The sequence below is a fragment of the Streptomyces atriruber genome, from assembly GCF_001418325.1.
GTDB lineage: Bacteria > Actinomycetota > Actinomycetes > Streptomycetales > Streptomycetaceae > Streptomyces > Streptomyces atriruber.
The window spans coordinates 1-23376 of the sequence record NZ_LIPN01000012.1 but is presented as its reverse complement, the minus strand read 5'-3'; the positions used below and the strand labels follow the sequence as shown (position 1 = coordinate 23376).

At 72.7% G+C, this 23376-nt stretch carries 16 protein-coding genes and 3 pseudogenes; 11 read left to right on the top strand and 8 right to left on the bottom strand.

Going from position 1 to position 23376, the window contains the following annotated elements; all coding sequences use genetic code 11:
- From AOK03_RS01055 to glgB, 3 genes are all read left to right on the top strand, one after another.
- Window positions 1–196 (top strand): alpha-glucosidase C-terminal domain-containing protein (locus AOK03_RS01055; protein ID WP_055563181.1); only part of this gene is annotated, 196 nt, incomplete at its 5' end.
- Window positions 197–209: 13 nt separating this feature from the next.
- On the top strand, window positions 210–1550 hold the full coding sequence (locus tag AOK03_RS41665) for a maltokinase N-terminal cap-like domain-containing protein (RefSeq protein ID WP_055563180.1): 1341 nt from the start codon (window positions 210–212) through the stop codon (window positions 1548–1550).
- Between the two features lie 46 nt (window positions 1551–1596).
- A complete protein-coding gene (glgB, locus tag AOK03_RS01045; protein WP_244177440.1) occupies window positions 1597–3864 on the top strand; it encodes a 1,4-alpha-glucan branching enzyme in 2268 nt (755 codons plus the stop codon).
- A 3-nt stretch (window positions 3865–3867) separates the two neighbouring features.
- Here glgB and AOK03_RS01040 read toward each other — a convergent pair whose 3' ends face one another.
- Window positions 3868–4593 (bottom strand): nucleotidyltransferase domain-containing protein, encoded by a 726-nt coding sequence (locus tag AOK03_RS01040; protein ID WP_055563179.1) that lies wholly within the window; start codon window positions 4591–4593, stop codon window positions 3868–3870.
- Between the two features lie 235 nt (window positions 4594–4828).
- Here AOK03_RS01040 and AOK03_RS01035 point away from each other — a divergent pair.
- The 4 genes and pseudogenes from AOK03_RS01035 to narI all read left to right on the top strand — a co-directional run bounded on the left by AOK03_RS01035 (window position 4829) and on the right by narI (window position 11493).
- A pseudogene (locus tag AOK03_RS01035) lies at window positions 4829–8499 on the top strand (nitrate reductase subunit alpha).
- Complete coding sequence (narH, locus tag AOK03_RS01030; RefSeq protein ID WP_055563178.1) at window positions 8499–10118, top strand: nitrate reductase subunit beta; 1620 nt, start codon at window positions 8499–8501, stop codon at window positions 10116–10118. The pseudogene AOK03_RS01035 and the gene narH overlap by 1 nt, the downstream one beginning before the upstream one ends.
- Window positions 10115–10756: a nitrate reductase molybdenum cofactor assembly chaperone gene (narJ, locus tag AOK03_RS01025; RefSeq protein WP_055563177.1), complete on the top strand. Its 642-nt coding sequence runs from the start codon at window positions 10115–10117 to the stop codon at window positions 10754–10756. The genes narH and narJ overlap by 4 nt, the downstream gene beginning before the upstream one ends.
- Window positions 10753–11493 (top strand): respiratory nitrate reductase subunit gamma, encoded by a 741-nt coding sequence (gene narI, locus AOK03_RS01020; RefSeq protein WP_055563176.1) that lies wholly within the window; start codon window positions 10753–10755, stop codon window positions 11491–11493. Before narJ ends, narI begins: the two co-directional genes overlap by 4 nt.
- A gap of 303 nt (window positions 11494–11796) precedes the next feature.
- Here narI and AOK03_RS01015 read toward each other — a convergent pair whose 3' ends face one another.
- From AOK03_RS01015 to AOK03_RS01005, 3 genes are all read right to left on the bottom strand, one after another.
- Window positions 11797–12837 (bottom strand): NAD(P)-dependent alcohol dehydrogenase, encoded by a 1041-nt coding sequence (locus AOK03_RS01015; RefSeq protein WP_055563184.1) that lies wholly within the window; start codon window positions 12835–12837, stop codon window positions 11797–11799.
- Window positions 12838–12924: 87 nt separating this feature from the next.
- Entirely contained in the window at window positions 12925–13734 is an 810-nt protein-coding gene (locus AOK03_RS01010; RefSeq protein WP_079074383.1) for an SDR family NAD(P)-dependent oxidoreductase, read from the bottom strand.
- 14 nt (window positions 13735–13748) lie between these two features.
- Window positions 13749–14369 carry a TetR family transcriptional regulator gene (locus tag AOK03_RS01005; RefSeq protein WP_055563175.1) on the bottom strand — a complete coding sequence of 207 codons (621 nt, stop codon included), beginning with the start codon at window positions 14367–14369 and terminating at the stop codon, window positions 13749–13751.
- Window positions 14370–14562: 193 nt separating this feature from the next.
- On the opposite strand from AOK03_RS01005, the gene AOK03_RS01000 reads away from it, so the two are divergent.
- The 3 genes and pseudogenes from AOK03_RS01000 to AOK03_RS00990 all read left to right on the top strand — a co-directional run bounded on the left by AOK03_RS01000 (window position 14563) and on the right by AOK03_RS00990 (window position 17880).
- A complete protein-coding gene (locus tag AOK03_RS01000) occupies window positions 14563–15540 on the top strand; it encodes a helix-turn-helix transcriptional regulator (protein ID WP_079074382.1) in 978 nt (325 codons plus the stop codon).
- Window positions 15541–15590: 50 nt separating this feature from the next.
- Window positions 15591–16304: pseudogene (locus AOK03_RS00995) on the top strand (dioxygenase family protein); the annotation flags it as partial.
- Between the two features lie 88 nt (window positions 16305–16392).
- Window positions 16393–17880 carry an FG-GAP-like repeat-containing protein gene (locus AOK03_RS00990; protein ID WP_055563174.1) on the top strand — a complete coding sequence of 496 codons (1488 nt, stop codon included), beginning with the start codon at window positions 16393–16395 and terminating at the stop codon, window positions 17878–17880.
- A 50-nt stretch (window positions 17881–17930) separates the two neighbouring features.
- Here AOK03_RS00990 and AOK03_RS00985 read toward each other — a convergent pair whose 3' ends face one another.
- Both AOK03_RS00985 and AOK03_RS00980 read right to left on the bottom strand, forming a co-directional pair.
- Window positions 17931–18887 (bottom strand): GNAT family N-acetyltransferase, encoded by a 957-nt coding sequence (locus tag AOK03_RS00985; RefSeq protein WP_055563173.1) that lies wholly within the window; start codon window positions 18885–18887, stop codon window positions 17931–17933.
- Between the two features lie 76 nt (window positions 18888–18963).
- Window positions 18964–19620 carry a TetR/AcrR family transcriptional regulator gene (locus tag AOK03_RS00980; RefSeq protein ID WP_055563172.1) on the bottom strand — a complete coding sequence of 219 codons (657 nt, stop codon included), beginning with the start codon at window positions 19618–19620 and terminating at the stop codon, window positions 18964–18966.
- On the opposite strand from AOK03_RS00980, the pseudogene AOK03_RS43705 reads away from it, so the two are divergent.
- Window positions 19600–20856 (top strand): annotated as a pseudogene (locus tag AOK03_RS43705) (serine hydrolase domain-containing protein); the annotation flags it as partial. The gene AOK03_RS00980 and the pseudogene AOK03_RS43705 overlap by 21 nt on opposite strands.
- Window positions 20857–21283: 427 nt before the next feature.
- Here the strand turns inward: AOK03_RS43705 and AOK03_RS43700 are convergent.
- Together AOK03_RS43700 and AOK03_RS42360 are read right to left on the bottom strand one after the other, a co-directional pair.
- Window positions 21284–22849, bottom strand: coding sequence for a dynamin family protein (locus AOK03_RS43700; RefSeq protein WP_079074379.1), 1566 nt, complete (start codon window positions 22847–22849; stop codon window positions 21284–21286).
- Window positions 22839–23376 (bottom strand): hypothetical protein (locus AOK03_RS42360; protein WP_055563170.1); only part of this gene is annotated, 538 nt, incomplete at its 5' end. The genes AOK03_RS42360 and AOK03_RS43700, both read right to left, overlap by 11 nt.

The following is a 23376-nucleotide window of genomic DNA, read 5'->3' as shown; positions in this document are numbered from 1 at the left end:
TTTCGCCCAGCCCACCGAGCTCGACCTGCGGACCTTCGAAGAACGTTTTCCCGTCGAACTCATCGGCGGTGTGCGGTTCCCGGCCATCGGTGAGCTCCCGTACCTGCTGACACTCGCGGGACACGGCTTCTACTGGTTCCGGCTGTGCAACGACTCCCACCCACGCCGCACGGCGGACTCCGCCGTGCTCCTCTGAAGGGACGTGGCGCATGCTCCCGACCGCAGCGCAGTCGCGCGCAGGCCTCAGCCCTCCGCTGCTGCTCACGTCGCTGGCCGGAGTGCTGCGGCAGTGGCTGCCCGAACAGCGGTGGTTCGCGGGCAAGGGGCTGCCCGTCACGGACCTGGCCTTGGTGTCGACGACCGAGCTGCATCCGGGCTGTCTGCACCTGCTGATCCGTTCCCGGCACGCAGGGTCGCGCGACGACTGCTACCAACTGCTCCTCGGCGTGCGCAGGGTGCTGCCGCCGCGCCTGCACCACGCCGTGATCGGCCGCCCGGGCGAGGGCCCTCTCGCGGGACTCACCGTGTACGACGCCCTCCACGACCCCCGCTCGGCCGCGCTCCTCCTGGAACGCCTCCGCACCCCGGGCACGGCGGGCCCCCTGCGCTTCGAACGCGATGTGCAGGCCGCGGTACCCCCGGGGCTCACGCCCCGCGTCCTGGACGGGGAGCAGTCCAACACCTCACTGGTGTACGGCGATTCCTACATACTCAAGGTCTTCCGCCGCATCCAGTACGGCGTCAATCCCGACCTGGAGGTGCCGAGGGCGCTCGCCGGTGCGGGCTGTGCCCGTGTGTCCTCCCCCGTCGCCTGGTTCTGGACCAGCGAGCCGCGCAAGACGACGCTCGGCGTGCTCCAGCCGTTCCTGCGCGGGGCAACCGACGGGTGGACGCTGGCGCTCCAGTCCCTCGCGTCGGGGCGGGACTTCACCGACGAGTCGTACGAGCTGGGGCGGGCCACCGCCGAGGTGCATCTGGCGCTGGCCCGGGTGTTCGCCCCCGACGCCCCGGACCGGCACGGGGGCCGCAGGCTCGCCGCCGCCATGATCTCGCGCCTGGACACCACCGCACGCCAGGTGCCCGCGCTCGTCCCGTATGTGTCCCGCCTGCGGGCGGCGTACGACGCCGTGGCGGCGCGCGGTCCCGGGCGGCCGCCCCAGCGGATCCACGGGGACCTGCACCTCGGCCAGGTCCTGCGGGCCGGACACCGGTGGTTCGTCATCGACTTCGAGGGCGAACCGGCCCACCCGATCGCCGAACGCGTACGCGCCCAGGCGCCCGTGCGGGACGTGGCGGGCATGCTCCGCTCCTTCGACTACGCGGCCCACGCCGGGCGCCCCCGCGAGCCCAGGTGGGCCCGGCGCTGCCGGGAGGCCTACTGCGCAGGGTACGCCGCCGAAGCGGCGTGGGACCCCCGGACGCAGGCCGACCTCCTGCGGGCCCATGAGACGGACCGGGCCGTGTACGAGGCGTTGTACGAGGCCCGCCACCGGCCGGACTGGCTGCCCGTGCCCATGGCGGCGATCGCCCGGCTCGCGGAGGGCCGCTGACCGTCCACGCCCGCCGCCCCTCCCGCCCCGAGGAGACCTGAGATCCGTGGTGCTCATCGATACGACCGCTGCATCCGCCACCTCCGCCAAGTCCGCCACTGATCCCGCGCTCTCCCTCCGCTCCCTTTCCCTGCCGCTCGACGAGGAGAGCCGCGGCCGTCTGCTGGCGGGCACGCACCACGACCCGCACGCGGTGCTCGGCGCCCACGCGGTGCCGGGCGGGGTGGCGTTCACGGCGCTGCGCCCGTACGCCCAGGAGGTGCAGGTCGTCGTCGGGCAACGGGCCGCCGAGCCGCTCGACGACCTGGGGGACGGCGTGTTCTCGAAGGTGCTGCCGCTCGCGTCTGTCCCCTCGTACGCGCTGCGGGTGACGTACGACGGCTTGGAGACCGAGGTCGAGGACCCCTATCGCTTCCTGCCCGCGCTGGGCGAACTCGATCTGCACCTGATCGGCGAGGGCAGGCACGAGGAGCTCTGGCGGGCGCTGGGGGCGCACCCGATGACCCACGAGGGCGTCGTGGGCACCCGATTCACGGTGTGGGCGCCCCATGCCAGGGGGGTGAGGGTGTGCGGGGAGTTCTGCCACTGGGACGGAGCCGCCCACCCGATGCGTTCTCTGGGCTCGTCGGGGGTGTGGGAGCTGTTCCTGCCCGGCATCGGCGAGGGGGACCTCTACAAGTTCGACGTCACCCGCCCCGACGGCACGCACACCGTCCGCGCGGATCCGATGGCGCGCCGGACGGAGGTGCCCCCGGCGACGGCCTCCATGGTCACGCGGTCGACCCACGTGTGGTCGGACACCGAGTGGATGGCGCATCGGGCGGATCACCCCGTCCACCGTTCCCCCTTCTCCGTGTACGAGGTCCATCTCCCCTCCTGGAAACCGGGGTTGACGTACCGCCAGCTCGCCGAGGAGCTCACCGCGTACGTGTCCGAAGCGGGCTTCACGCACGTGGAGTTCATGCCGGTGGCCGAGCACCCCTTCGGCGGCTCCTGGGGCTATCAGGTCACCGGCTTCTACGCGCCGACCGCCCGCCTCGGCACGCCCGACGACTTCAAGTTCCTCGTCGACGCGCTGCACCGGGCGGGCATCGGCGTGATCCTGGACTGGGTTCCCGCGCACTTCCCCAAGGACGACTGGGCGCTGGCGGCGTTCGACGGGGAACCGCTGTACGAGCCGCGGGACCGCCAGCGCGCGGAACACCCCGACTGGGGGACGCTGGAGTTCGACTACGGCCGCAAGGAGGTCCGCAACTTCCTCGTGGCCAACGCCAGTTACTGGTGCGAGGAGTTCCACATCGACGGGCTGCGCGTCGACGCCGTGGCCTCGATGCTCTACCTCGACTACTCGCGCGAGGACGGCGAATGGACACCCAACGCGCACGGCGGCCGCGAGAACCTCGACGCCGTCGCCTTCCTCCAGGAGATGAACGCCACCGTCTACCGCCGCTCCCCCGGCGTCGTCACCATCGCCGAGGAGTCCACGGCCTGGGACGGCGTCACCCGCGCCACGCACCACCACGGCCCCGGGGGCTTCGGCGGGCTCGGCTTCGGCCTGAAGTGGAACATGGGCTGGATGCACGACTCCTTGGAGTACATCCGGCACGAGCCGGTGCACCGCCAGTACCACCACGGGGAGCTGACCTTCTCCATGGCGTACGCGTACAGCGAGAACTACCTGCTCCCGATCTCGCACGACGAAGTCGTCCACGGCAAGCGGTCGCTGGTGTCGAAGATGCCGGGCGACTGGTGGCAGCAGCGCGCCAACCAGCGCGCCTACCTCGGCTTCATGTGGGCCCACCCCGGCAAGCAACTCCTCTTCATGGGGCAGGAGTTCGCACAGGGCGCCGAATGGTCGGAGGGGCACGGCCCGGACTGGTGGCTGCTGGACCCCGCATACCCCGCCGAACCGGACCACAGCGGCGTGCTGCGACTGGTGCGGGACCTCAACCATCGGTACCGCACCGCGCCTGCACTGTGGGAACAGGACACGGTCCCGGCCGGGTTCGCCTGGGTCGAGGCGGACGCGGCCCAGGACAACGTGGTCGCGTTCCTGCGGTTCGCCGCCGACGGGACACCGCTCCTGGCCGTGAGCAACTTCTCGCCGGTCGTGCGGCACGACTACACGCTCGGCGTCCCGAAGACGCGAGGCCCGTGGCGGGAGGCGCTCAACACGGACGCGGCGCGCTACGGCGGCGGCGACGTGCGCAACCCGGACCCGCTGCGGCCGACCCCCGAGCCCACGGGCGCCTTCCCGGCCCGCCTGCGCGTGGCCCTGCCCCCGCTGGCGACGCTGTGGCTGCGTCCCGAGTGAGCGTCAGGGCCGCCAGCGGTGCACGTACCCCTCCCGCAGCGGCCCTCCGAACAGGTCGAGCACGTCCTCGGCCGCGGCCGCCAGCGGCCCGGGATCGGCGTGCTCGGCGACCACCCGGTGGCCGTCGAGCAGGGCCTTGCCCAGGGCCGGATCCGCGCTGAGCAGTCGGCGGGGCAACCACCTGCCGACGCCCGACCAGGCGTTGTGGTGGGCGGTGAGGAGGTGCGCCGCCTCGCGCAACGTGAAGTCCGCGCAGGCGAGCTGTTCGTGCCGGTCGTCCCGTGGGATGTCGGCCAGGTCGTCCATGAAGCAGGTGAGTCCGTAGCGGCTGCGCTCGCGTTCCTCGGGGGCGAGGGGAGGCGGGCCCGCGGCGAGGACGGCCCGGGCCTGTGCGCACGTACGGGCGAGATGGCCGTGGAGGTCCAGTACCGGCAGGCCTTCGGCGTAGATGAACAGGACCGTGCCGCGGCGGCGGGCGCTGTCCCACGCGAAGAACTCCGGGACGTCCGCGAGCGTGGTCAGGAACAGTTCGGCGGGGCGGCCCTCGTGGCGTATCACTTCGCGGCCGGTGGTGCCGGAGTCCGGCAGGAGCACGGCCACGTCGAGATCGCTCGTCGCGGTGGCACGCCCCTGGGCGGCCGAGCCTCCCAGCACGGCGCCCAGGGCGTCGGGGAAGAGGGCGGTGACGAGGCGTGCGGCGTGGGCGGCGGGGCTCTCTTGATCGTTCATGGGAGGTCATCGTGGCAGCGCATATTCCTGCTCCCGGTAAAGGGACCGTGCTGGTCCGGCCTTCCGCGGCACAGGTCCGTACCAAGAGCAGGGAAAACAACTTCTAGGTACAACCAACTGGCCGGAATGTGATCCACATCGCGGACGGGGTGAGAGGACTCTGAGCTCGTTCGTCGAGAGATGCCTGCCGGAAGTGACCGTTCCGGCAAGCCGGTCCCCGAGGGGAGTCCGTGGAATGGGACGTGGCAGGGCGAAGGCGGAGCGAATCGCGGCGGACGCCGCAGAACGCCTTTTCGCCGCGGGACAGTTGCTGCGGAGGGCGCCGACCACGCCCGACAGCCGGGCGGTGTTCCGAACCGATCAAGACGTCAACGACCAGCCGTACCGCGACCGTTGGGCGCACGACAAGGTGGTGCGCTCCACCCACGGGGTGAACTGCACGGGGTCGTGCTCCTGGCAGGTGTATGTCAAGGATGGCCTCATCACCTGGGAGACACAGGCCACCGACTACCCCTCGGCGGGGGCTGACCGGCCGGACTACGAGCCTCGCGGCTGCCCGCGCGGGGCGTCGTTCTCCTGGTACACGTACTCGCCGACGCGCGTGCGCTACCCGCGCGCGGCGTCCTCGTGGAGCTGTACCGGGACGCGAAGCGCCGCCTCGGCGGCGATCCGGTGGCGGCCTGGGCGGAGCTCACCGGCGATCCCGACCAGCGGCGCCGCTACCAGTCGGCGCGCGGCAAGGGCGGCCTGGTGCGGATCGGCTGGGACGAGGCGCTGGAGATGGCGGCCGCCGCGCACGTGCACACGCTCAAGGAGCACGGGCCCGACCGCATCGCCGGCTTCTCGCCGATCCCGGCGATGTCGATGGCCTCGCACGCCGCCGGGGCCCGCTTCCACTCCCTGATCGGCGCGCCGATGCTGTCCTTCTACGACTGGTACGCGGACCTGCCGATCGCCTCCCCCCAGGTCTTCGGCGACCAGACCGACGTGCCCGAGTCCGGGGACTGGTGGGACGCGGCGTATCTGATGCTGTGGGGTTCCAACGTCCCCGTGACGCGAACGCCCGACGCGCACTGGATGGCCGAGGCGCGCTATCGAGGGCAGAAGGTCGTCGTGGTCTCGCCGGACTACGCGGACGCGACGAAGTTCGCCGACGAGTGGCTGCACCCGCATCCGGGCACCGACGGCGCGCTGGCGATGGCGATGGGGCACGTGATCCTGCGGGAGTGCTTCGTGGACCGGCAGGTGCCGTACTTCACGGACTACGTCAAGCGCTTCACCGACCTGCCCTTCCTCGTCGCCCTCGACGAGCGCGACACGGACACCCGGACGCCCGGCGCCTTCGTCACCGCGAGCGACCTCGACCTGGCCAAGGAGGCCAAGGCCGAGTCACGGCGCTGGATGCCCGTCCTGTTCGACGCGGCCACCGACCGCCCCGCCGTCCCCAACGGCACGCTGGGCGACCGCTGGGGCAAGGCCGGAGAAGGGCGCTGGAACCTGGACCTCGGGGACCTCGACCCCCGTCTGACCTGCCACGGGCACCCCGCCGCGGAGACGGCCGTTGTGGTGCTGCCCCGCTTCGACGAGGAGGGGGCGACGGTGCGGCGCCGGGTGCCCGCGCTGCGCGTCGACGGGCACCTGATGACCACGGTCTTCGACCTGATGCTCGCTCAGTACGGCGTGGGTCGGCCGGGGTTGGGTGCGGAAGCGGGCGACGACGCGACCGTGTCGTACGACGACGCGACCACGCCCTGCACCCCGGCCTGGCAGGAGGCGGTCACGTCGGTGCCCGCGCAGGCCGTGGTGCGCGCGGCACGGGAGTTCGCCCGTACCGCCGAGCAGACGCGGGGCCGCTGCATGATCGTGATGGGGGCGGGTACCAACCACTGGTTCCACTCGGACACGATCTACCGGTCGTTCCTTTCGCTGCTGCTGCTCACCGGCTGCCAGGGCGTCAACGGCGGCGGCTGGGCGCACTACGTGGGACAGGAGAAGGTCCGTCCGTACGCGGGCTGGCAGCAGATGGCCACGGCGTCGGACTGGGTGCGGCCTTCGCGGCAGATGGCCGGGACGCCGTACTGGTACCTCAACACCGACCAGTGGCGCTACGAGAAGTTCACCGCGGACGCGCTGGCGGCCCCCACCGCGCCCGGCGCCCTCGCGGGCCTGCACACCGCGGACCTCGTGTCCCGCTCCGTCCGGCAGGGCTGGATGCCCTCGTATCCCACGTTCGGCGCGAACCCGCTGGACCTGGGGCGGCGCCTGCACGAGTCGGGCGCCGACCCCACGAGCTGGGTCGGCGCCGAGCGTGACGCCGGGCGCCTGTCGTACGCCTGCGAGGACCCCGACGATCCGGCCAACTGGCCCCGGGTGCTCACCGTGTGGCGGGCCAACCTCATCGGCTCGTCCGCCAAGGGAAACGAGTTCTTCCTGCGGCACCTGCTGGGCGCGTCCGACAACGCGAGCGCCGAGGAGGCGCCGCCGGACCAGCGGCCGCGCGAGGTGACGTGGCGCGACGAGGCGCCTCGCGGGAAGGTCGACCTGCTGCTCGCGCTGGACTTCCGCATGACGTCCACCACACTCTTCGCCGATCTGGTGCTGCCCGCGGCCACCTGGTACGAGAAGCACGACCTGTCCAGCACGGACATGCACCCCTACGTGCACGCCTTCTCCCCCGCGATCAGCCCGCCCTGGCAGGCCCGCACCGACTTCGAGATCTTCCACGGCCTGGCCGTCGAGGTCGGCCGCCTCGCCAAGGGCCGCCTGGACGTCGCCCACGACCTGGTCGCCACTCCCCTGCAGCACGACACCCCCGGCGAGGCGCCGCCCGACGGGCCCACGGGCCCCCGGTTCACCCTCGTGGAGCGGGACTACACCGCGATCGGCGACAAGATCGCCGCACTGGGTCCGCTCTCCGGCGAGGAGGGCGTCACCGTCAAGGGGGTGACCGTGCGCCCGCTGCCGGAGATCAGCTGGCTCGGCGCCCGCTGCGGAACGGCGACGCGCGGGCCCGCGCGCGGGCGGCCCCTCCTCGACACGGACGTCAAGATGTGCGAGGCGATCCTCGCGCTGTCGGGCACCACCAACGGGCGGCTGGCCGCCGAGGGCTTCGAGCGGCTCGCCGAGCGCTGCGGCACCGACACGGGCCTGGGCGAACTGGCGGCCTCGGTGGCCGAGCGGCGCGTCACGTTCTCCGACACGCAGGCACGGCCGGTGCAGGTGGGGGCGAGCTTCGAGTGGTCGGGAAAGGAGGGCCCCGAGCGCCGCTACTCCCCCTTCACCATCAACACGGAGCACTTCAAGCCCTGGCACACCCTCACCGGACGCCAGCACTTCTATCTCGACCATCCGTGGATCGCCGAGTACGGCGAACAACTCCCCGTGTACCGACCGCCGTTGAACCTCACCGGTCTCGGCGAGCAGCCGACCGCGGATCCGGACGGGGGACGTTCGGTGACGGTGCGGTATCTGACGCCCCACTCGAAGTGGTCCATCCACTCCGAGTACCAGGAGAACCTGCTGATGCAGACACTGGCCCGCGGCGGCCCCGTCATCTGGATCGGAGTGGACGACGCCGCGTCGATCGGCGTGGCGGACAACGACTGGATCGAGGCGCACAACGCCAACGGCGTGGTGGTGGCCCGCGCGGTCGTGTCCCACCGCATGCCGCCCGGCACCGTGTTCATGTACCACGTCCAGGAACGCATGGTGAACGTGCCGAAGTCGGAGGCGACCGGGCGCCGCGGCGGCGTCCACAACGCCCTCACCAAGCTCCTGATCAAGCCGACCCATCTGATCGGCGGCCACGCGCAGCTCAGCTTCGCCCCCAACTACTACGGCCCCACCGGCAACCAGCGGGACGCGGTGACGGTCATCCGGCGCCGCTCCCAGGAGGTGCAGTACTGATGCGCGTGATGGCACAAGTGGCGATGGTGATGAACCTCGACAAGTGCATCGGCTGCCACACCTGTTCGGTCACCTGCAAGCAGACGTGGACCAACCGGGCCGGTACCGAGTACGTGTGGTTCAACAACGTCGAGACGCGCCCCGGCCAGGGCTACCCCCGCGGCTACGAGGACCAGGAGAAGTGGCGGGGCGGCTGGCAGCTCAAGCGCGGCCGTCTCGTGCCGCGGGGCGGCGGCCGCGCCCGGCGCCTGGCCCGGCTGTTCGCCAACCCCGAACTGCCGTCGCTCGACGACTACTACGAGCCGTGGACGTACGACTACGAAACCCTCACCACCGCCCCCCTCGGCGACGACGTGCCCACCGCACGGCCGCGTTCCCTGATCGACGGCGAGCCCACCGCGGTGACGTGGGGCCCCAACTGGGACGACGACCTGGGCGGTGGACCCGAACACCTCGCCGGTGACCCGGTGTTGCAGAAGATGAACGAGCAGGTGCGCCTGGAGTACGAGCAGTCGTTCATGTTCTATCTGCCGCGGATCTGCGAGCACTGCCTCAACCCCTCGTGCGTCGCGGTGTGCCCGTCGGGCGCCCTCTACAAGCGCATCGAGGACGGCATCGTCCTGGTCGACCAGGACCGCTGCCGCGGCTGGCGCATGTGCGTGAGCGGCTGCCCGTACAAGAAGGTGTACTTCAACCACCGCACCGGCAAGGCCGAGAAGTGCACGTTCTGCTATCCGCGCATCGAGGCGGGCGAGCCGACCGTCTGCTCCGAGACGTGCGTGGGCCGCCTGCGCTATCTCGGCATCATCCTCTACGACGCCGACAAGGTCGGCGAGGCCGCGGCCACGGAGCGCGAACAGGACCTCTACCAGGCCCAGTTGGACTGTTTCCTGGATCCCGGCGACCCCGCGGTGGCACGCGCCGCCGAGGCGTCCGGCATCCCCCACGACTGGGTCACCGCGGCCCGGCGCTCCCCGGTGCACGCGCTCATCAGCCGGCACAAGGTGGCGCTGCCGCTGCATCCCGAGTACCGCACCATGCCCATGGTCTGGTACGTCCCGCCGCTGTCGCCCGTCGTGGAGTCCCTGACCGCCACCGGACACGACGGCGAGGACCCGGCCAAGCTGTTCGCCGCCATCGACTCGCTGCGCATTCCCGTCGGCTACCTCGCGGAGCTGTTCACCGCGGGCGACCCGGCCCCGGTGGAGGCGGCGCTGTGCCGACTGGCCGCGATGCGTTCCCACATGCGGCGCGTCAACCTCGGCGAGGAGCAGGATCCCGCCATCGCACGCGCCGTCGGCATGGACGCCGACGAGATCGAGGCGATGTACCGGCTGCTCGCCCTGGCCAAGTACGACGAGCGCTATGTGGTCCCCACCAGCTACACCGCCCGGACCCCGGGCTCCGGCGACCTCGACGCGGGCTGCAGCCTGGACGGGCAGGGCGGGCCCGGCATGTACGACCCGGACGCCTTCCACATCCCCCTGGGCCCACCGAAGTCCGGGCAGGAACCCGAGCACGCGGGCACGTCACTGCGCGACCGGGTCAACCTCTTGAACTGGAACGGCCGCGGACGCCCCGAAGGGCTCTTTCCGCGCACGGAGGGCGAAGCCCGGTGAACCGAGCCGTCGTCCACCAGGCCGCATCCCTGCTGCTCGGCTATCCGGACCGGGACTGGCCCGGGCGGCTGCACACCGTGCGCTCGGCGCTGGAACCCGTGCCGGGCGCCGACGTCCGGCTCCTGCGGCAGTTCTGCGCCCGCGTCGACGGCACGGCGCCGCTCGACCTGGCCGCCCGGTACGTCGCCACCTTCGACCGCAGCCGCCGACGCTGCCTGTACCTGACGTACTACACCGACGGGGACACCCGCAGGCGGGGCACCACCATGGCCGGGCTCAAGGCGCTCTACCGCGACCACGGGTGGCAGCCGCCCGCGGACGAGCTCCCCGACTTCCTGCCCCTGATGCTGGAGTTCGCGGCCCGCGCCCCGGACACCGGCGCGCGACTGCTCGCCGACCACCGCCCCGCCCTCGAACTGCTGCGCTTCGGCCTCGCCGCGTACGGCAGCCCCTACGCGGACGTCGTCGAGGCCGTCTGCCTCACCCTGCCGGGCCCCGGCCCCGCCACCCGCGAGGCCGCCCTCCGGCTGGCCCGCACGGGCCCGCCCGCCGAATCCGTCGGCCTCCTCCCCTTCCCCCGGCTCCGACCGGTGCCCGGCACCCCGCAAGCCCCGCACGCCGAGGAGACCTCCCGGTGAACCATCTGCGCATCGCCCTGTGGGGCGTACTGCCCTATCTCGTCCTCGCCGTGCTGATCACCGGCACGGCCTGGCGCTACCGCTACGACCGGTTCGGATTCACCACCCGGTCGAGCCAGCTCCACGAGCACCGCCTGCTGAGCGTCGGCGGGCCGCTGTTCCACTACGGGCTGCTGTTCGTGGTGGCCGGGCACGGCGTCGGACTGCTGATCCCCGAGTCGCTCACCGAGCGCGCCCACGTCCAGGAGTGGATGTACCACGTGAACGCCCTGGTCGTGGGCGGCACCGCGGGCCTGGCCACTCTCGCGGGCCTCGGGATCCTGGTCCACCGGCGGCTGCGCGTGCCCGCCGTGCGGGCGGGAACCAGCCGCAGCGACCGCCTCGTCCTGCCGGTCCTGGTCTGCGTGATCCTGGCCGGTCTCACGGCCACGGCCACCACGCTGCAGCCCCACTCCTACGACTACCGGCTCGGCGTCTCGGTGTGGTTCCGCTCGCTGTTCGCCCTCGACCCCGACGTGTCCGCCATGGCGGGCGCCCCGCTCGCCTACCAGGTGCACGCGCTGCTCGGCATGGCCCTGTTCGCCCTGTGGCCGTTCAGCCGCCTGGTGCACGCCTTCACGGCGCCGCTCGGCTATCTGGCCCGCCCCTACGTCGTCTACCGCTCGCGCGGGGTCCCGGCGGGCCGCCGGAACCCCGCGACGGATCAGGGGGTGCCGCCCAGCCTCCCCCACCAGTAGACGGATCAGCCGGTCCGGCCGTGCGCGCGGCCGGGCAGGCAGAACAGCAGAACATCAGGGCCCGCATCAGGGCGAAGGCGCCGCCGACCCACCGGAGCACGCCGGTGAAAACGTCGCGGTTGACCGCGGCGTCGGGCGATCCGCCCGTGGCGGAGAAGAACACCAGGGCGGTCAGCGCGGTACCGAGGGCGATGCCGAGGTGGACCGCGGTCACGGTACGGCATCCCCGGACCCCGCATACAACCGATTTGGCGCCCCCTCCTCCTCCGGCCGAGGTGAGAGGCGATCCCCGAGTCCTGGGGCCTAGCCGCCCGGCAGGATCACCGCCCGGCCGTGCACCCGGCCCTCGTGCAGGTGCTCGTACGCCTTGGGGGCGTCGTCCAGTGCGTACGTCTCCACATGGACGTCGATCACGCCGGACCGGGCCAGGTCCAGGACCTCGATCAGCTCGGCCCTGCTGCCCCAGTACGGGGCGCGGAAGGCGGCGTCGAAGGGGGTCGTGCCGAAGCCGACGGACGCGGCTCCGCCGCCGATGCCGACGATGGTGACGTCCGCCTCCACCGCGGCGCACGCACTCGCCGTCGCGGCGGTGGGCGGCGCCCCGACGAAGTCGAACACCGCCTGGGCGCCCAGGCCGCCGGTCAGTTCGCGGACCCTGCCCGCCGCCGCCCCGTCCGACAGGACCGCCTCGTGGGCGCCGACCTCACGGGCCAGCGCCAGCTTCTCCTCGGTGACGTCGAGGGCGATCACCCGCGCCGGGGTCAGCGCACGCAGCAGTTGGATGGCGACGTGCCCCAGACCGCCGGTGCCGATGACCACGGCGGTGCTGCCGGGCGTCAGCTTGGGCAGCGAGGTCTTGATGGCGTGGTACGGGGTCAGGCCCGCGTCGGTGAGCGGGACAGCGGTCACCGGGTCGAGCCCGCCCAACGGCACCAGGTGGCGCGGGTCGTCCACGACCATGTACTCGGCGATGGCGCCGGGCGCCCCGAGTCCGGGCGGGCGGATGCCCAGCTCGGCGGCGCGCGTGCAGTAGTTCTCCTTGCCCTGCGCGCACATCAGACAGGTGCCGCAGCCCCACGGCCCGTACACGGCCACGGAGTCGCCGAGCGCGAGCCCGGTGACGCCCTCGCCGAGCGCGGCGACGGTTCCGGCGCCCTCGTGGCCGAGGGTGAGCGGCAGCGGGAAGCCGAGGGATTCGGCGGGCCTGCTCATCACGGCGATGTCGGAGTGGCAGACGCCCGCGGCGGTGACCTTCAGGAGCACCTGGCCGGGTCCCGGTGCGGGGCGCGGGACGGTGACGACCTCGGGAGCGGTGCCGACGCCGCGGTACTGGACCGCCTTCATCTCGGCGGGCAGACCCGGGAGTTCACGGTCTGACATTTCGGGTGACTCCGTTCTTCGTGTTGATCTGCGGATGGTTGCCCTGTGGGGTCAGCGGGCCGCGTAGCCGCCGTCGACCAGGTGGTAGCTGCCGTTGATGAACGAGGCGCGGTCCGAGAGCAGGAACAGCGTGAGGTCGGCGACCTCGTCGGCGGTGCCGAGGCGGCCCTGCGGGTGGAGGGCGATCAGCGCGTGGCGCTGGGCCTCGTCGCCCTTGAGCAGCGGGGTGTCGATGAAGCCGGGTGCGACGGCGTTGACGCGGACGCCCCGGGCCGCGTACTCGACGGCGGCGGTCTTGGTCAGACCGACGACCGCGTGCTTGGCGGCGGAGTACGCGGCGGAACCCGCGAAGCCGTTCGTGCCGAGGATGGAGGACATGTTGACGACGGCGCCGCCGCCCGCGGCGAGGATCTGCGGCAGCTCGTACCGGAGCGAGTAGAAGACGCCGTTGAGGTTGGTGTCGATGACGCGCTGCCAGTCCTCGACGCCGTACTCGCCCGTCGGGGCGGAGGCGCCGGCGATCCCGGCGTTGTTGACGGCCAGCCGCAGGCCGCCGAAGGTCTCGACGGCGAAGTCGACGGCGTGGCGCACCGACTCGGGGTCGGTGACGTCGACGCGCACGGCGGCGGCCCGTCCGCCCGCCTCGGTGAGGGAGCGCGCGACGTCCTGGGCGCCCTGTTCGTTGTGGTCGGCGACGACGACGGCCGCGCCCGCGGCGGCGAGGCGGCGGGCGACCTCCAGGCCGATGCCGGAGGCGGCGCCGGTGACGAGGGCGGTCTGCCCGGCGAACTCCGCGTCCGGGGTCGTGTCCGCCCGGGGTGCGGCAGTAGGGGCAGTGGTGCTGGTGGTGCTCGTGCTCATGGTGGCGCCTGGTTTCACGTGGTGGTGGTTCGGGGTGCGGGTTCGTCGGCCAGGGCCGCGAACGCCGCGTCGATGAGCTGCGGAAGGGGGCCGTTCTCGCCGGGGGCGATCCAGAACCGCACGGCAGTGCCGAACGCTCCGACCGCCAGGGAGACGGCCAGCGCCGGGCGCAGATCGCGCTCGGCGTCGAGCCCGAGGCGGCGGGCGACGATCGCCACCGACTCGGCCTTGGCCTCGTCCTGAATCCGCAGATAGGCGGGCAGCAGCGACGGCTCCTCGTGGAGCAGTTGCAGCAGGTCGCCGGAGCGGGGCAGGCGGTGCCAGGCGGTCGGCTCGTCGTCCAGCCAGCTGCGGAGCGCCCGGTAGTAGGCCGTGAGGGGGCTCTCCTGCGCCGGGCGGGCGGCGAGCGCCGCGTTGATCCGCGCGTAGTCGACGCGCAGGGCGTCGACGACGGCGTCCTCCTTGCCGGTGAAGTACCGGGAGAAGGTGCGGCGGGAGACGTCGGCGCGTTCGCTGATCGTCTCGACGGTGACCTGGTCGAGGCCGTGGGCGAGGACCAGGTCCACGGCGGCGTTCGCCATGGCGGCCCGGCTCTCCTGGACCTTGCGGGTCCGGCGGCCCTGCGTGCTGCTCATGCTTCGACCGTACTCCTCGAACTGTCCCACTGGGACACTTGTCCCGGTGAGACACATCACCGGGGCACGGTCGGCATGTCACCGACAGGCCACTGGGCGGCCAGCGGCGTATTCGCGCTCCTGCTCACGGGCGGCCTCTCGTGCCATCGTGAAGAGGGCCATCTTTGGTCCGGACCAATTGAGGAGCATGCGCATGCGCGGCACAACGGTCTTACCGGGTGAGGGGAACAACGGAGAGCCGGGCGAGGAGGGCATGCCGATGCACCGGCTCCAGGTTCCGATGCCCAATGCCCTGCCGTTCGCCATCGGCACGTTCGACACCATCGGCCCGATGTCGCGCGCCCCGTTCCCGCACCGGCACACCTTCCACGAGATCGTCCATGTCACCGGCGGCACCGGACGGCACGTCGTCGACCTGAACCGCTTCCCGCTGCGGCCGCCGAACCTGTGCTTCATCGCCCCCGGTCAGGTCCACCACTGGGAGAACGTGACCGGTCTCGAGGGCCGGCTCATCCTCTTCACCGACGACTTCCTGGTGGACCACCCCGCCGACCGGCACGTCCTGCGGACCCTCTCCCGGCGCTCCTGGCTGGATCTGCCCGACGAGGCGGCCGAGGAGACCACGCGCCTGATCGCCGAAATGGACGCCGAGTACCGGGCGGGGGATGCCGGTTTCCAGAGCGTCCTGCGCGCGCTGCTGCACGTCCTGGTGGTGCGGGCGGCCCGGCTGCCCGCGCCCCGGTCACCGGTCGAACCACCCGCGCCACCGCCACCCGACGGTCCGTCCCTCTCCCGCCCCGGCTCGGTGGCCGCGGACTTCTCGGCGCTGCTCGGGGCCCCCGAGGGAGCCCTGCAGTCGGTGCGGTCCTGCGCGGACCACCTGGGCGTCTCGGTGAGCTACCTCAGCGAGGTGGTGAAGGCCGCCACCGGCCGCACGCCCGGCGAACTGATCCGCCAGACCCGGGTGCACGAGGCCAAACGGCTGCTGCTGCGCACCGAGTTGTCGGTCCGTCAGGTGGCGGGGCGGGTCGGTTTCAAGGACCCGGCCTACTTCTGCCGCTTCTTCCGCCGCGAGACCGGCGCGAGCCCCGGGGACTTCCGGCGCGGCACCGGCGATATTCACCACGACCACCGGCTCGAGTCCATCGCCGCGCCCTCCTCCCGCGCATAGCTTCATAGCCGATCCGGAACCCACCCACCCCCACAGGCTCAGGAGGAGCGATGGACCACGAGACCGGCAGCCCCACCGGAGACGGCATACCCGGCGCGGACGGCACCCCCGGCACGGGCAGCGACCCCGGTTCCCCCGTCAACGGCACCAAGGGCCCCAGCCGCAAGACCGTCCTGCGAGCCGCCGCGGCCCTGGGCATGGCCGTGCCGGTGTCCCTCATGGGCGTGCCCGCGCTGGCCCGGACGGCCGCCGAACGCGGCGAAGCCCCCGAGATGACCCCGACCTGCGACGACGGTGACGACCCGACCATCCCGCAGATGGAGGGACCGTACTTCAAGCCCAACTCCCCGCAGCGCACCTCGCTCGTCCAGCCCGGCACCCCGGGCGTGCGCCTCACCGTCACCGGCTATGTCTTCGGGCGTGCCTGCAAGCCGATCTCCCGGGCCCTGCTGGACTTCTGGCAGGCCGACACCTACGGGACGTACGACAACGCGGGATACCGCTTCCGCGGGCACCAGTTCACCGACGCGAACGGCGCGTTCAAGCTCACCACGATCGTGCCCGGCCTCTACCCGGGTCGCACCCGGCACCTGCACGTGAAGGTGCAGGCCCCGGGGCGTCCGATCCTCACGACGCAGCTGTACTTCCCCGGCGAGCCGCGCAACAACACGGACGCGATCTTCGATCCCCGCCTCCTCATGAACGTACGTTCCGTCGGAAACGGGAAGGAGGCCGACTTCGACTTCGTCCTGAACGTGCCGCAGTGACCGCGGCCGGGCCGCCGTACAACCCCGGACGGTCGCTGCCGGTCAACTGATCGGTCCCGACCGTCCGAGGAACAGAGGAAGTCGAATGTCGCTCGCAGGCCGCAGAGCCCTTGGCACCATGCCCCTGATCGCCGCGTCGCTGTTGGTGGGCAGCGGACTGGCGTCCCTGACGCTGGGGCAGGGCAGTGCCCGCGCGGACTCCGTCGTGCGGGCGACGGACGACTTCAACGGCGACGGGTACGCCGACCTCGTCGTCGGCGCGCCGGGCGGCACGGTCTCGGGCAAGGCGAAGGCCGGGTACGTGGTGGTGACGTACGGCTCCAAGGACGGCCTCGCCCCCGCCCGCAAGAAGACCGTCAGCCGGGCCACGAGCGGCGTGCCCGGGTCGGCCACCGCCCAGCAGGAGTTCGGGCGGACGTTCACCAAGGGTGACCTGGACCACGACGGCTTCACCGACCTGGTCGTCGGCGCCGGCGGCCAGGGCTCCGGGGCGGGCGCGGTGATCCTGTGGGGTTCCGCGTCCGGCCTCACCGGCGGCACCGCGATCGCCACGTACGGGTTCGCGCCGCAGGCCGGGGACTTCGACGGGGACGGCACCACCGACCTCGCGCTGTTCGCCCGGGCGGGCTCGTACGGCGACGACCCGATCAGCCAGGGCGCCCGCCTGTGGAAGGGCCCGGTCGCCCGCACCGGCACCCCGGCCGCGCCCCTCGACTTCATGGACAAGTCGCAGTGGTGGAGCTACGAGAGCGAGGAGCGGCCCGACCCGTCCTGCGGCGAGCGGCCCGAGACCTGCGTCGACGGACCCGTCTCCGTGCAGGGTCCGGTGGTGCCCGAGGCCGTCGGCGACATCAACGGCGACGGCCGCGCCGACATCGCCATGAACGACTACTACGGCGACGGCGAATGGGGCAACAGCGTCCTATACGGCGGCCCGGCCGGGTTCGAGCGGGGCGACGCGCCGGGCTCCAGCGGCGCCCTGGGCGTGGGCGACATCAACGGCGACCACTACGACGACGTGGTGGTCGGCGACAGCGGCTACGAGAGCAAGGTCATGGTCGCCTACGGCTCGGCGGACGGGCTCAAGGGCGACGTGCAGAAGTTCGACCAGGATCTGCCGGGCGTGCCGGGTGCCGAGGAGAGCGGTGACGGGTTCGGCGCTTCGGTCGCGGTCGGCGACGTCACCGGGGACGGCTATGCGGACGTCGCGCTCGGCGTGCCGGGCGAGAACGTGCGCGGTGTCGCCGACGCGGGCTCGGTCGTCCTGGTGCGCGGCGGTGCCGACGGCGTGACGGGCACCGGCGCGCAGGCCTTCCACCAGGACACGGCGGGCGTTCCCGGGGTCGCCGAGAAGAACGACCGGTTCGGCGCGGCCGTGGCGCTGCTCGACGTCACGGGCGACGGGCACGGCGACCTCGCGGCCTCGTCCGTGGAGGAGAACGCCCGCGCGGGCGCCCTCTGGTCGCTGCGCGGCACCGCCACGGGCTCGACCGCCACGCGGTCCGTGGCCTTCGGACCGAAGGACGTGGGCGCACCGAACACCGCGGCGCTCTTCGGCAGCGCGCTGCGTTAGTCCGGTGCCGGTGGGGGCACCGGGATCCGTCCGGCCGTGGGCGGGGTGGCTCAGACGGCCGGACGGATCAGCTCCCAGGTGTCGACGGCGTAGTCGAGGGTCATGCCGTGCCGTTCGTACAGGCCCAGCGCCCCGCTGCTGTTGTCGGTGTCGACGCCGAGGCCGATCCGGTCGCGGCCCAGCGCGGCGTAGTGCCCGAAGGCGTGGCGCAGGAGGTGGCTGCCGAGGCCACGCCCGCGGGCCTCGGCCAGGACGCCGAGGTTGCCTATCCAGCCCATCGACGCGCGGTTGTCGTGGGTGCGCAGCACGGCGGCGTCACCGACTCCTTCGACGTGGGCGACCCAGATGAGCGACCAGTCGACGTGCTCGGCGTCGATGTCGTCGAGCCACTGCTCGTAGGTGCGCGGCTGGTGGTCGAAGTGCTCCGTGAAGGACTCCTGGAGCAGGGCGTGGGCGCGCCGACGGTCCTCTTCGGCGCGGCAGGAGCGCAGGACCACCCCGGGCGGCGGATCCGGCAACAGATCTACCCCTGAAGCAATGTGACGAACCATCACGTTGTAGCGCCGCACGGTGCGCCAGCCTCGCGCACGGAGGTGGCGCGGGTCCGTGGTGGGCTCGGTGTTGAGGTGCAGGTGCACCACGGCGCGCGTCGCGCCGTTGGCCGCGGCACGCTCCGCCGCGCGATTCTCCAGCAGGTCGAGGAGGTGCAGGGAGCCCTCGGTCCGGCCGGGCAGGACGTAGTGGTCGACGTCGATGCGCTCGCCGCCGGACTCGTCCCACAGCAGCGCGTACCCGACGAGCAGGTCGCCGTCGAAGAGCAGCCAGGAGTCCCGCTCCAGGTCGACCTCGGGATGCTTCAAATCGGCACGGACATCGCACAGTTCGGTGTCGGCGCGGCCTATCTCCAGCAGGTCGACTTCGTTGAGCAGCTCGCACACCGCGGCCGCGTCGTCGAGCGTCGCCGGCCGGACGGTCAGGCCGGAGGGCGGCTTCAGGGACGTGGTCATGGGTCCACTGTCCGGGGGCGGGGCCCGCACGCGCAACGGACTTTCCGCGCCGCCGGGCCACCACCGCGCCTCCTGGCTACCGCGCCGACGGCCGCTCCCCCGGCTCCCGGTCCCGGAGCGTGCAGACGCCCGTGAAGACGCCCGCGAGGTGATCGGCGAGCGCGGCCAGGGCCGCGGCGGGCGGCAGGCCTTCGGGGTCCGCGTAGAGGTGGGAGGTCAGCCCCTCGGCGTACGCGGCGATGCGCGCCGCTTCGACGTGCTCGTCCCGCCCGGCGTCGACCTCGCCGCACTCCTTGGCGTTCACGACGGCCTGGGCGATGTGGGCGCGGGTGCGGTTGAGGGCGGCGGTCTTGAGTTCGCCGAGCCGGGGGTCGTCGGCGGCGCGCCCCGTGAAGGCGAGCGCGACGCGCCAGTCCTGTCTGCGCTCCGCGTCCAGCGGCATGCTCTCGGCGAGCGCGTCCAGGACCATGTGCTCGATCCGTGTCCCGACGACCTCCGCTCTCCCGATGAGTGCGGTGACGCGCCGCTCGAAGCGCTCCAGGACATGGCCGTACGCAAACAGCAGCATCTCGTCCTTGCTGCGGAAGTAGTGCTGCACGAGACCGACCGAGATACCGGCCTCCGCGGCGGTCCTGGCGACGGTGACCGCGTTCGGGCCGTCGGCGGCGATGACCCGCCCCACCGCGGCGGCTACTTGGAGACGGCGCTCTTCATGATCGGCGACACGAGGCATGAGTCGACCATACCGCCATACGGTAACGTCATAACCATACGTCCATATGGTTATGGAGGCGCGATGCGAACAAGCAGGCCCAGAGGGGCCGTTGAAGGCACGAAGAGCGTCCGGAACGGCTGGGCCCGGAGAGCGGGTGCGGTGTGCCTGGCGGTGGTCGCCGTCATGGGCACGGCGGCCGCACCCGCACCGGCCTCACCCCGGGCGGCCTCCCCGGCGACGGCCGCGCCCACCGGCGCCGCCCTCCCCCGGGACGCGATGGACCGCGTCGACGCCTACGCCGAGCGGCAGCGCATGGAGACCCGCGTCCCCGGCATGGCGCTCGCGGTCGTCCAGGGCGGCAAGGTGACCCACCGACGGACCTGGGGCACCGACGGCGACGGCGCCCCGGTCACCCGCCGCACGCCGTTCCTCATCGGCTCGCTGGCCAAGCCGGTCACGGCGACCGGAGTCGTGCACCTGGCCGAGGCGGGGGCGCTGCGCCTCGACGCACCGGTCCGGCACTACCTTCCGTGGTTCGAGCCGAACGGACCGGGCGCCGCCCGCATGACGATCCGTCATCTGCTCACCCAGACCAGCGGAATGACCGAACGGGACGGCCTCACGCGCTCCGACCGGTTCGACAACGCACCGGGCGGCGTGGCACGCGTGGCCCGCAGCCTGGCCCATGTCCGCACGACGGCACGGCCCGGCGCGCGCCACGCGTACAGCAACGCCAACTACATGCTGCTCGGGGCCGTGGTGGAGCGGGTCACCGGGCGGCCCTTCGGGGAGTGGCTGCGGAGTACGGTCCTGCGTCCGCTGGGCATGGACGGCGCCGTGGTGGACGCGCGCGATGCCGGACGCCGTCGGCTCGCACCCGGCCACCGCTACTTCTTCGGCCACCCCAAACCGTTCGCGTCCTCCTTCGACGGCTCGGGCGTGCCCTACGGCTACCTCGGCGCGGACATCGACGACCTCAGCGGCTTCGCCGCCGCCCACCTCGGCCACGGAGGTCCGGCCGCACGCGCCGTGGTCTCATCGGATGGGCTGCGCCTGATGCACCGCGGCACCGTCCCCGTCGGCACGTCCCACCGCTACGGACTGGGATGGCGCGACGACTCCTTCGACGACCTGGGCGAACGCATCGTGTGGCACGGCGGCGCCACCCCCGGGTACCACGGCACCGTCGTCCTCGCGCCCGGCCGTGACCTCGCGGTCGTCGTCCAGCACAACGCGTACAGCCCCCTGCGTGACGACCAGCTCAACTCCACCGCGTTCGGCGCGATGCGGATCCTGCTCGGCGGGCGGCCCGAGCCCGCCGCCGCCGACCCGATGCTGATCACCATGCCGGTCCTCGTCACCGGCACCGCGGTGCTCCTCGCCCTCGCGCTCGGCTGGTCGGTGTTCCGGCTGGTGCGGCCGCGCGACTCCCGCGTGCGGAGCGGGCGGCGGATCGCCGTCGGCGGGGCCGCCATGGCCGCCGGCTTCCTGCTCCTCGCGGCGCTGGCCGTGTGGGTGCTCCCCCGGCAGGTCACGGGCGTGGACCTGGCGCAGATCCTGCTGTTCGTGCCGGACACCGGGCGGGCGCTCGTGGCGGTCGCCGTGCTCGCCGCCGCGCTGGCGCTGGTCCGCGGGGCCCGTACCGGCCGGGCCCTGCGTGCGCGGCGCACTCTGCCGCCGGTCACTCGTACGGACCGGACGACCGATGCCGGTCGGGGCGGTCCAGACGGTCGACCAGCATCTCGTACGAGCGGCGAACGACCTGACAGGCGCGGCGTGTTGCACCGGAGTACACCGGGTCGGCCGTCAGGCCCGCCCAGTGCGTGAGGCGCTCGCGGGCGCGCGCGGCGGTCTCCGTGTCGCGGGCGTCCGCGGACAGGCCGAGGAGTTCGTGCGGGGCGTGACCGTACTCGCCGGTGATCCGCAGCAGGTCGGCGGCCTCGGGCGGCTCCAGGGCGACGGCGCCGCTGTAGTGGCCGCGCAGCACGGCGAGTTCGGCGAAGGCGTGTTCCGAGTGCTCCAGGCGGGTGACCGCGGCGGCGGCCCGCTGCAGGGTCGCGCGGGCCCGGGGCGCGCCGTCGCCGAGGTCCGGCAGTGACTTCAAGTACGTGACGGAACGGGCCAGTTTGACCAGCTCGGCGCGGTGACCGAAGTGGTCGGCGAGGAGGGTGCGGAAGTCCGCCATGCCGCTGCTTCGGTACAGCTCGGCCCGCAGCGCCTCGCGGGTGTCGGCGCCCTCGCGGACCAGCCGGGCGGCCAGCACGATGCCGTACCCGCCGAACCGGCTGTGGAGCGCGCGGCGCCGGGCCGCCGGGACCGGCACGTCCGGCATCTCGCCCGCGGCGAACTCCGCCCCGAAGTACACCCGGTCCTCCAGGTCCCGCGGCGACAGCCCGGCCAGGGTCACGAGGTCGGCGAAGTCGTCGTCGGTGCAGCTGCCCGCGGCGGCGCCGACCAGGCTCGCCAGCGGGCACAGGTCGTAGAGCAGCCGCCGGGCTCCGGCCGCGCCCATCAGGCGTCCGGCCACCCGGCGGCCCTCGGCGAGCGGATCGTCGTGCGCGGGCCAGAACAGCTCCACCTTGGTGAGCGCGCCGACCGTGGTGACAGGCCCGGCACCCGAGACGTCCGCGCCCGTGAAGTCCCGCAGCAGCTCCTCCTCCGACGAGGCGAGGCCGCGCGCGAAGACGAGCACGAGCGCGTCGGCCTTGGCGGCCTGCCCCAATGTCGCGGCCCGCACGTCGCCCTCGTCCAGGGCGAGGAACCGCAGGGTGTTCGCGGAGTCCTCGCCGAAGTGCGAGTCCAGGCCGGGGGTGTCCACCAGGTCGAAGGCGCGCAGATAGGGGTGCGGGTCGGTGATCTCCAAGTAGTCGATCCGGCGCAGCAGTTCGGCGAGTTCGGGGGTGCGCCGCGCACGTACGGTCAGCTTCTCCAGTTCGTCGATGTCGCGGCGCTCCGGCGGCGAGCCGTCGGTGAAGTGCACGGTGAGGGTTCTGGCCGGGCCGTGGCGCAGCCAGTTCACGTTGTACGTCAGCTCCTCGATGCCCGTGGGCACGCGCTCCCCGCCCAGCAGGGCGTTGGCCAGGGTGGACTTGCCCGAGCTGACCCGGCCGACGAGCGCGATCCGCAGCGGTGCCGCGATCCGGGCGCGCTGCTCGGCCAGCAGCGCACGCGCCTCGTCGAACTCCGCTGCCGGGCCGAGGAGTTGTCCGGCGGCGTCGAATGCGGCCGCCGCCCGGTCATGGAGCACCGGAGCCGTCCGCGCGGCCGAGGAAGTGGGCGTAGAAGTCCGGCCCGAGCGCCCGGTAGTACGGTTCGAGCCCCGGTTCGAGCAGTCTGCGCAGCAGGGTGGCGAACCGGTCCCGGTGCTCGAATCGGGTGTGCGCGGCGAGGCTGTCGCAGAGGTCGTCGTAGAGCGCGAGGAGTTCCCGCCGGGCCGCGCGGTAGTCGCCGACCGTGCCGTCGACCGCCTCGTGCGGGAAGGTCCCCACCGGTTCCGCGCCCTTCGGCAGGGGCCAGGGCCGGGTGAGCCGCAGGTCGACGTACTCCATGGGGCGCGCGGTGGCGCGATCCAGGGTGACCGTCGCGAACGGCGGGAACAGTTCGGCGCCCCCGCCGCTCAGCGCCCGCATGCCGAAGAGCGGCAGCCGCAGACAGACGCGCGTGGCACCGGAGTCGGGGCCGATCCGCAGCGGCATCGGCCAGCCGATGCCGCACTCCATGGGGGCGAGCTGCCGGAACAGCGGCATGCGGCGCAGCCGTTCGAGGAGCTCCGCG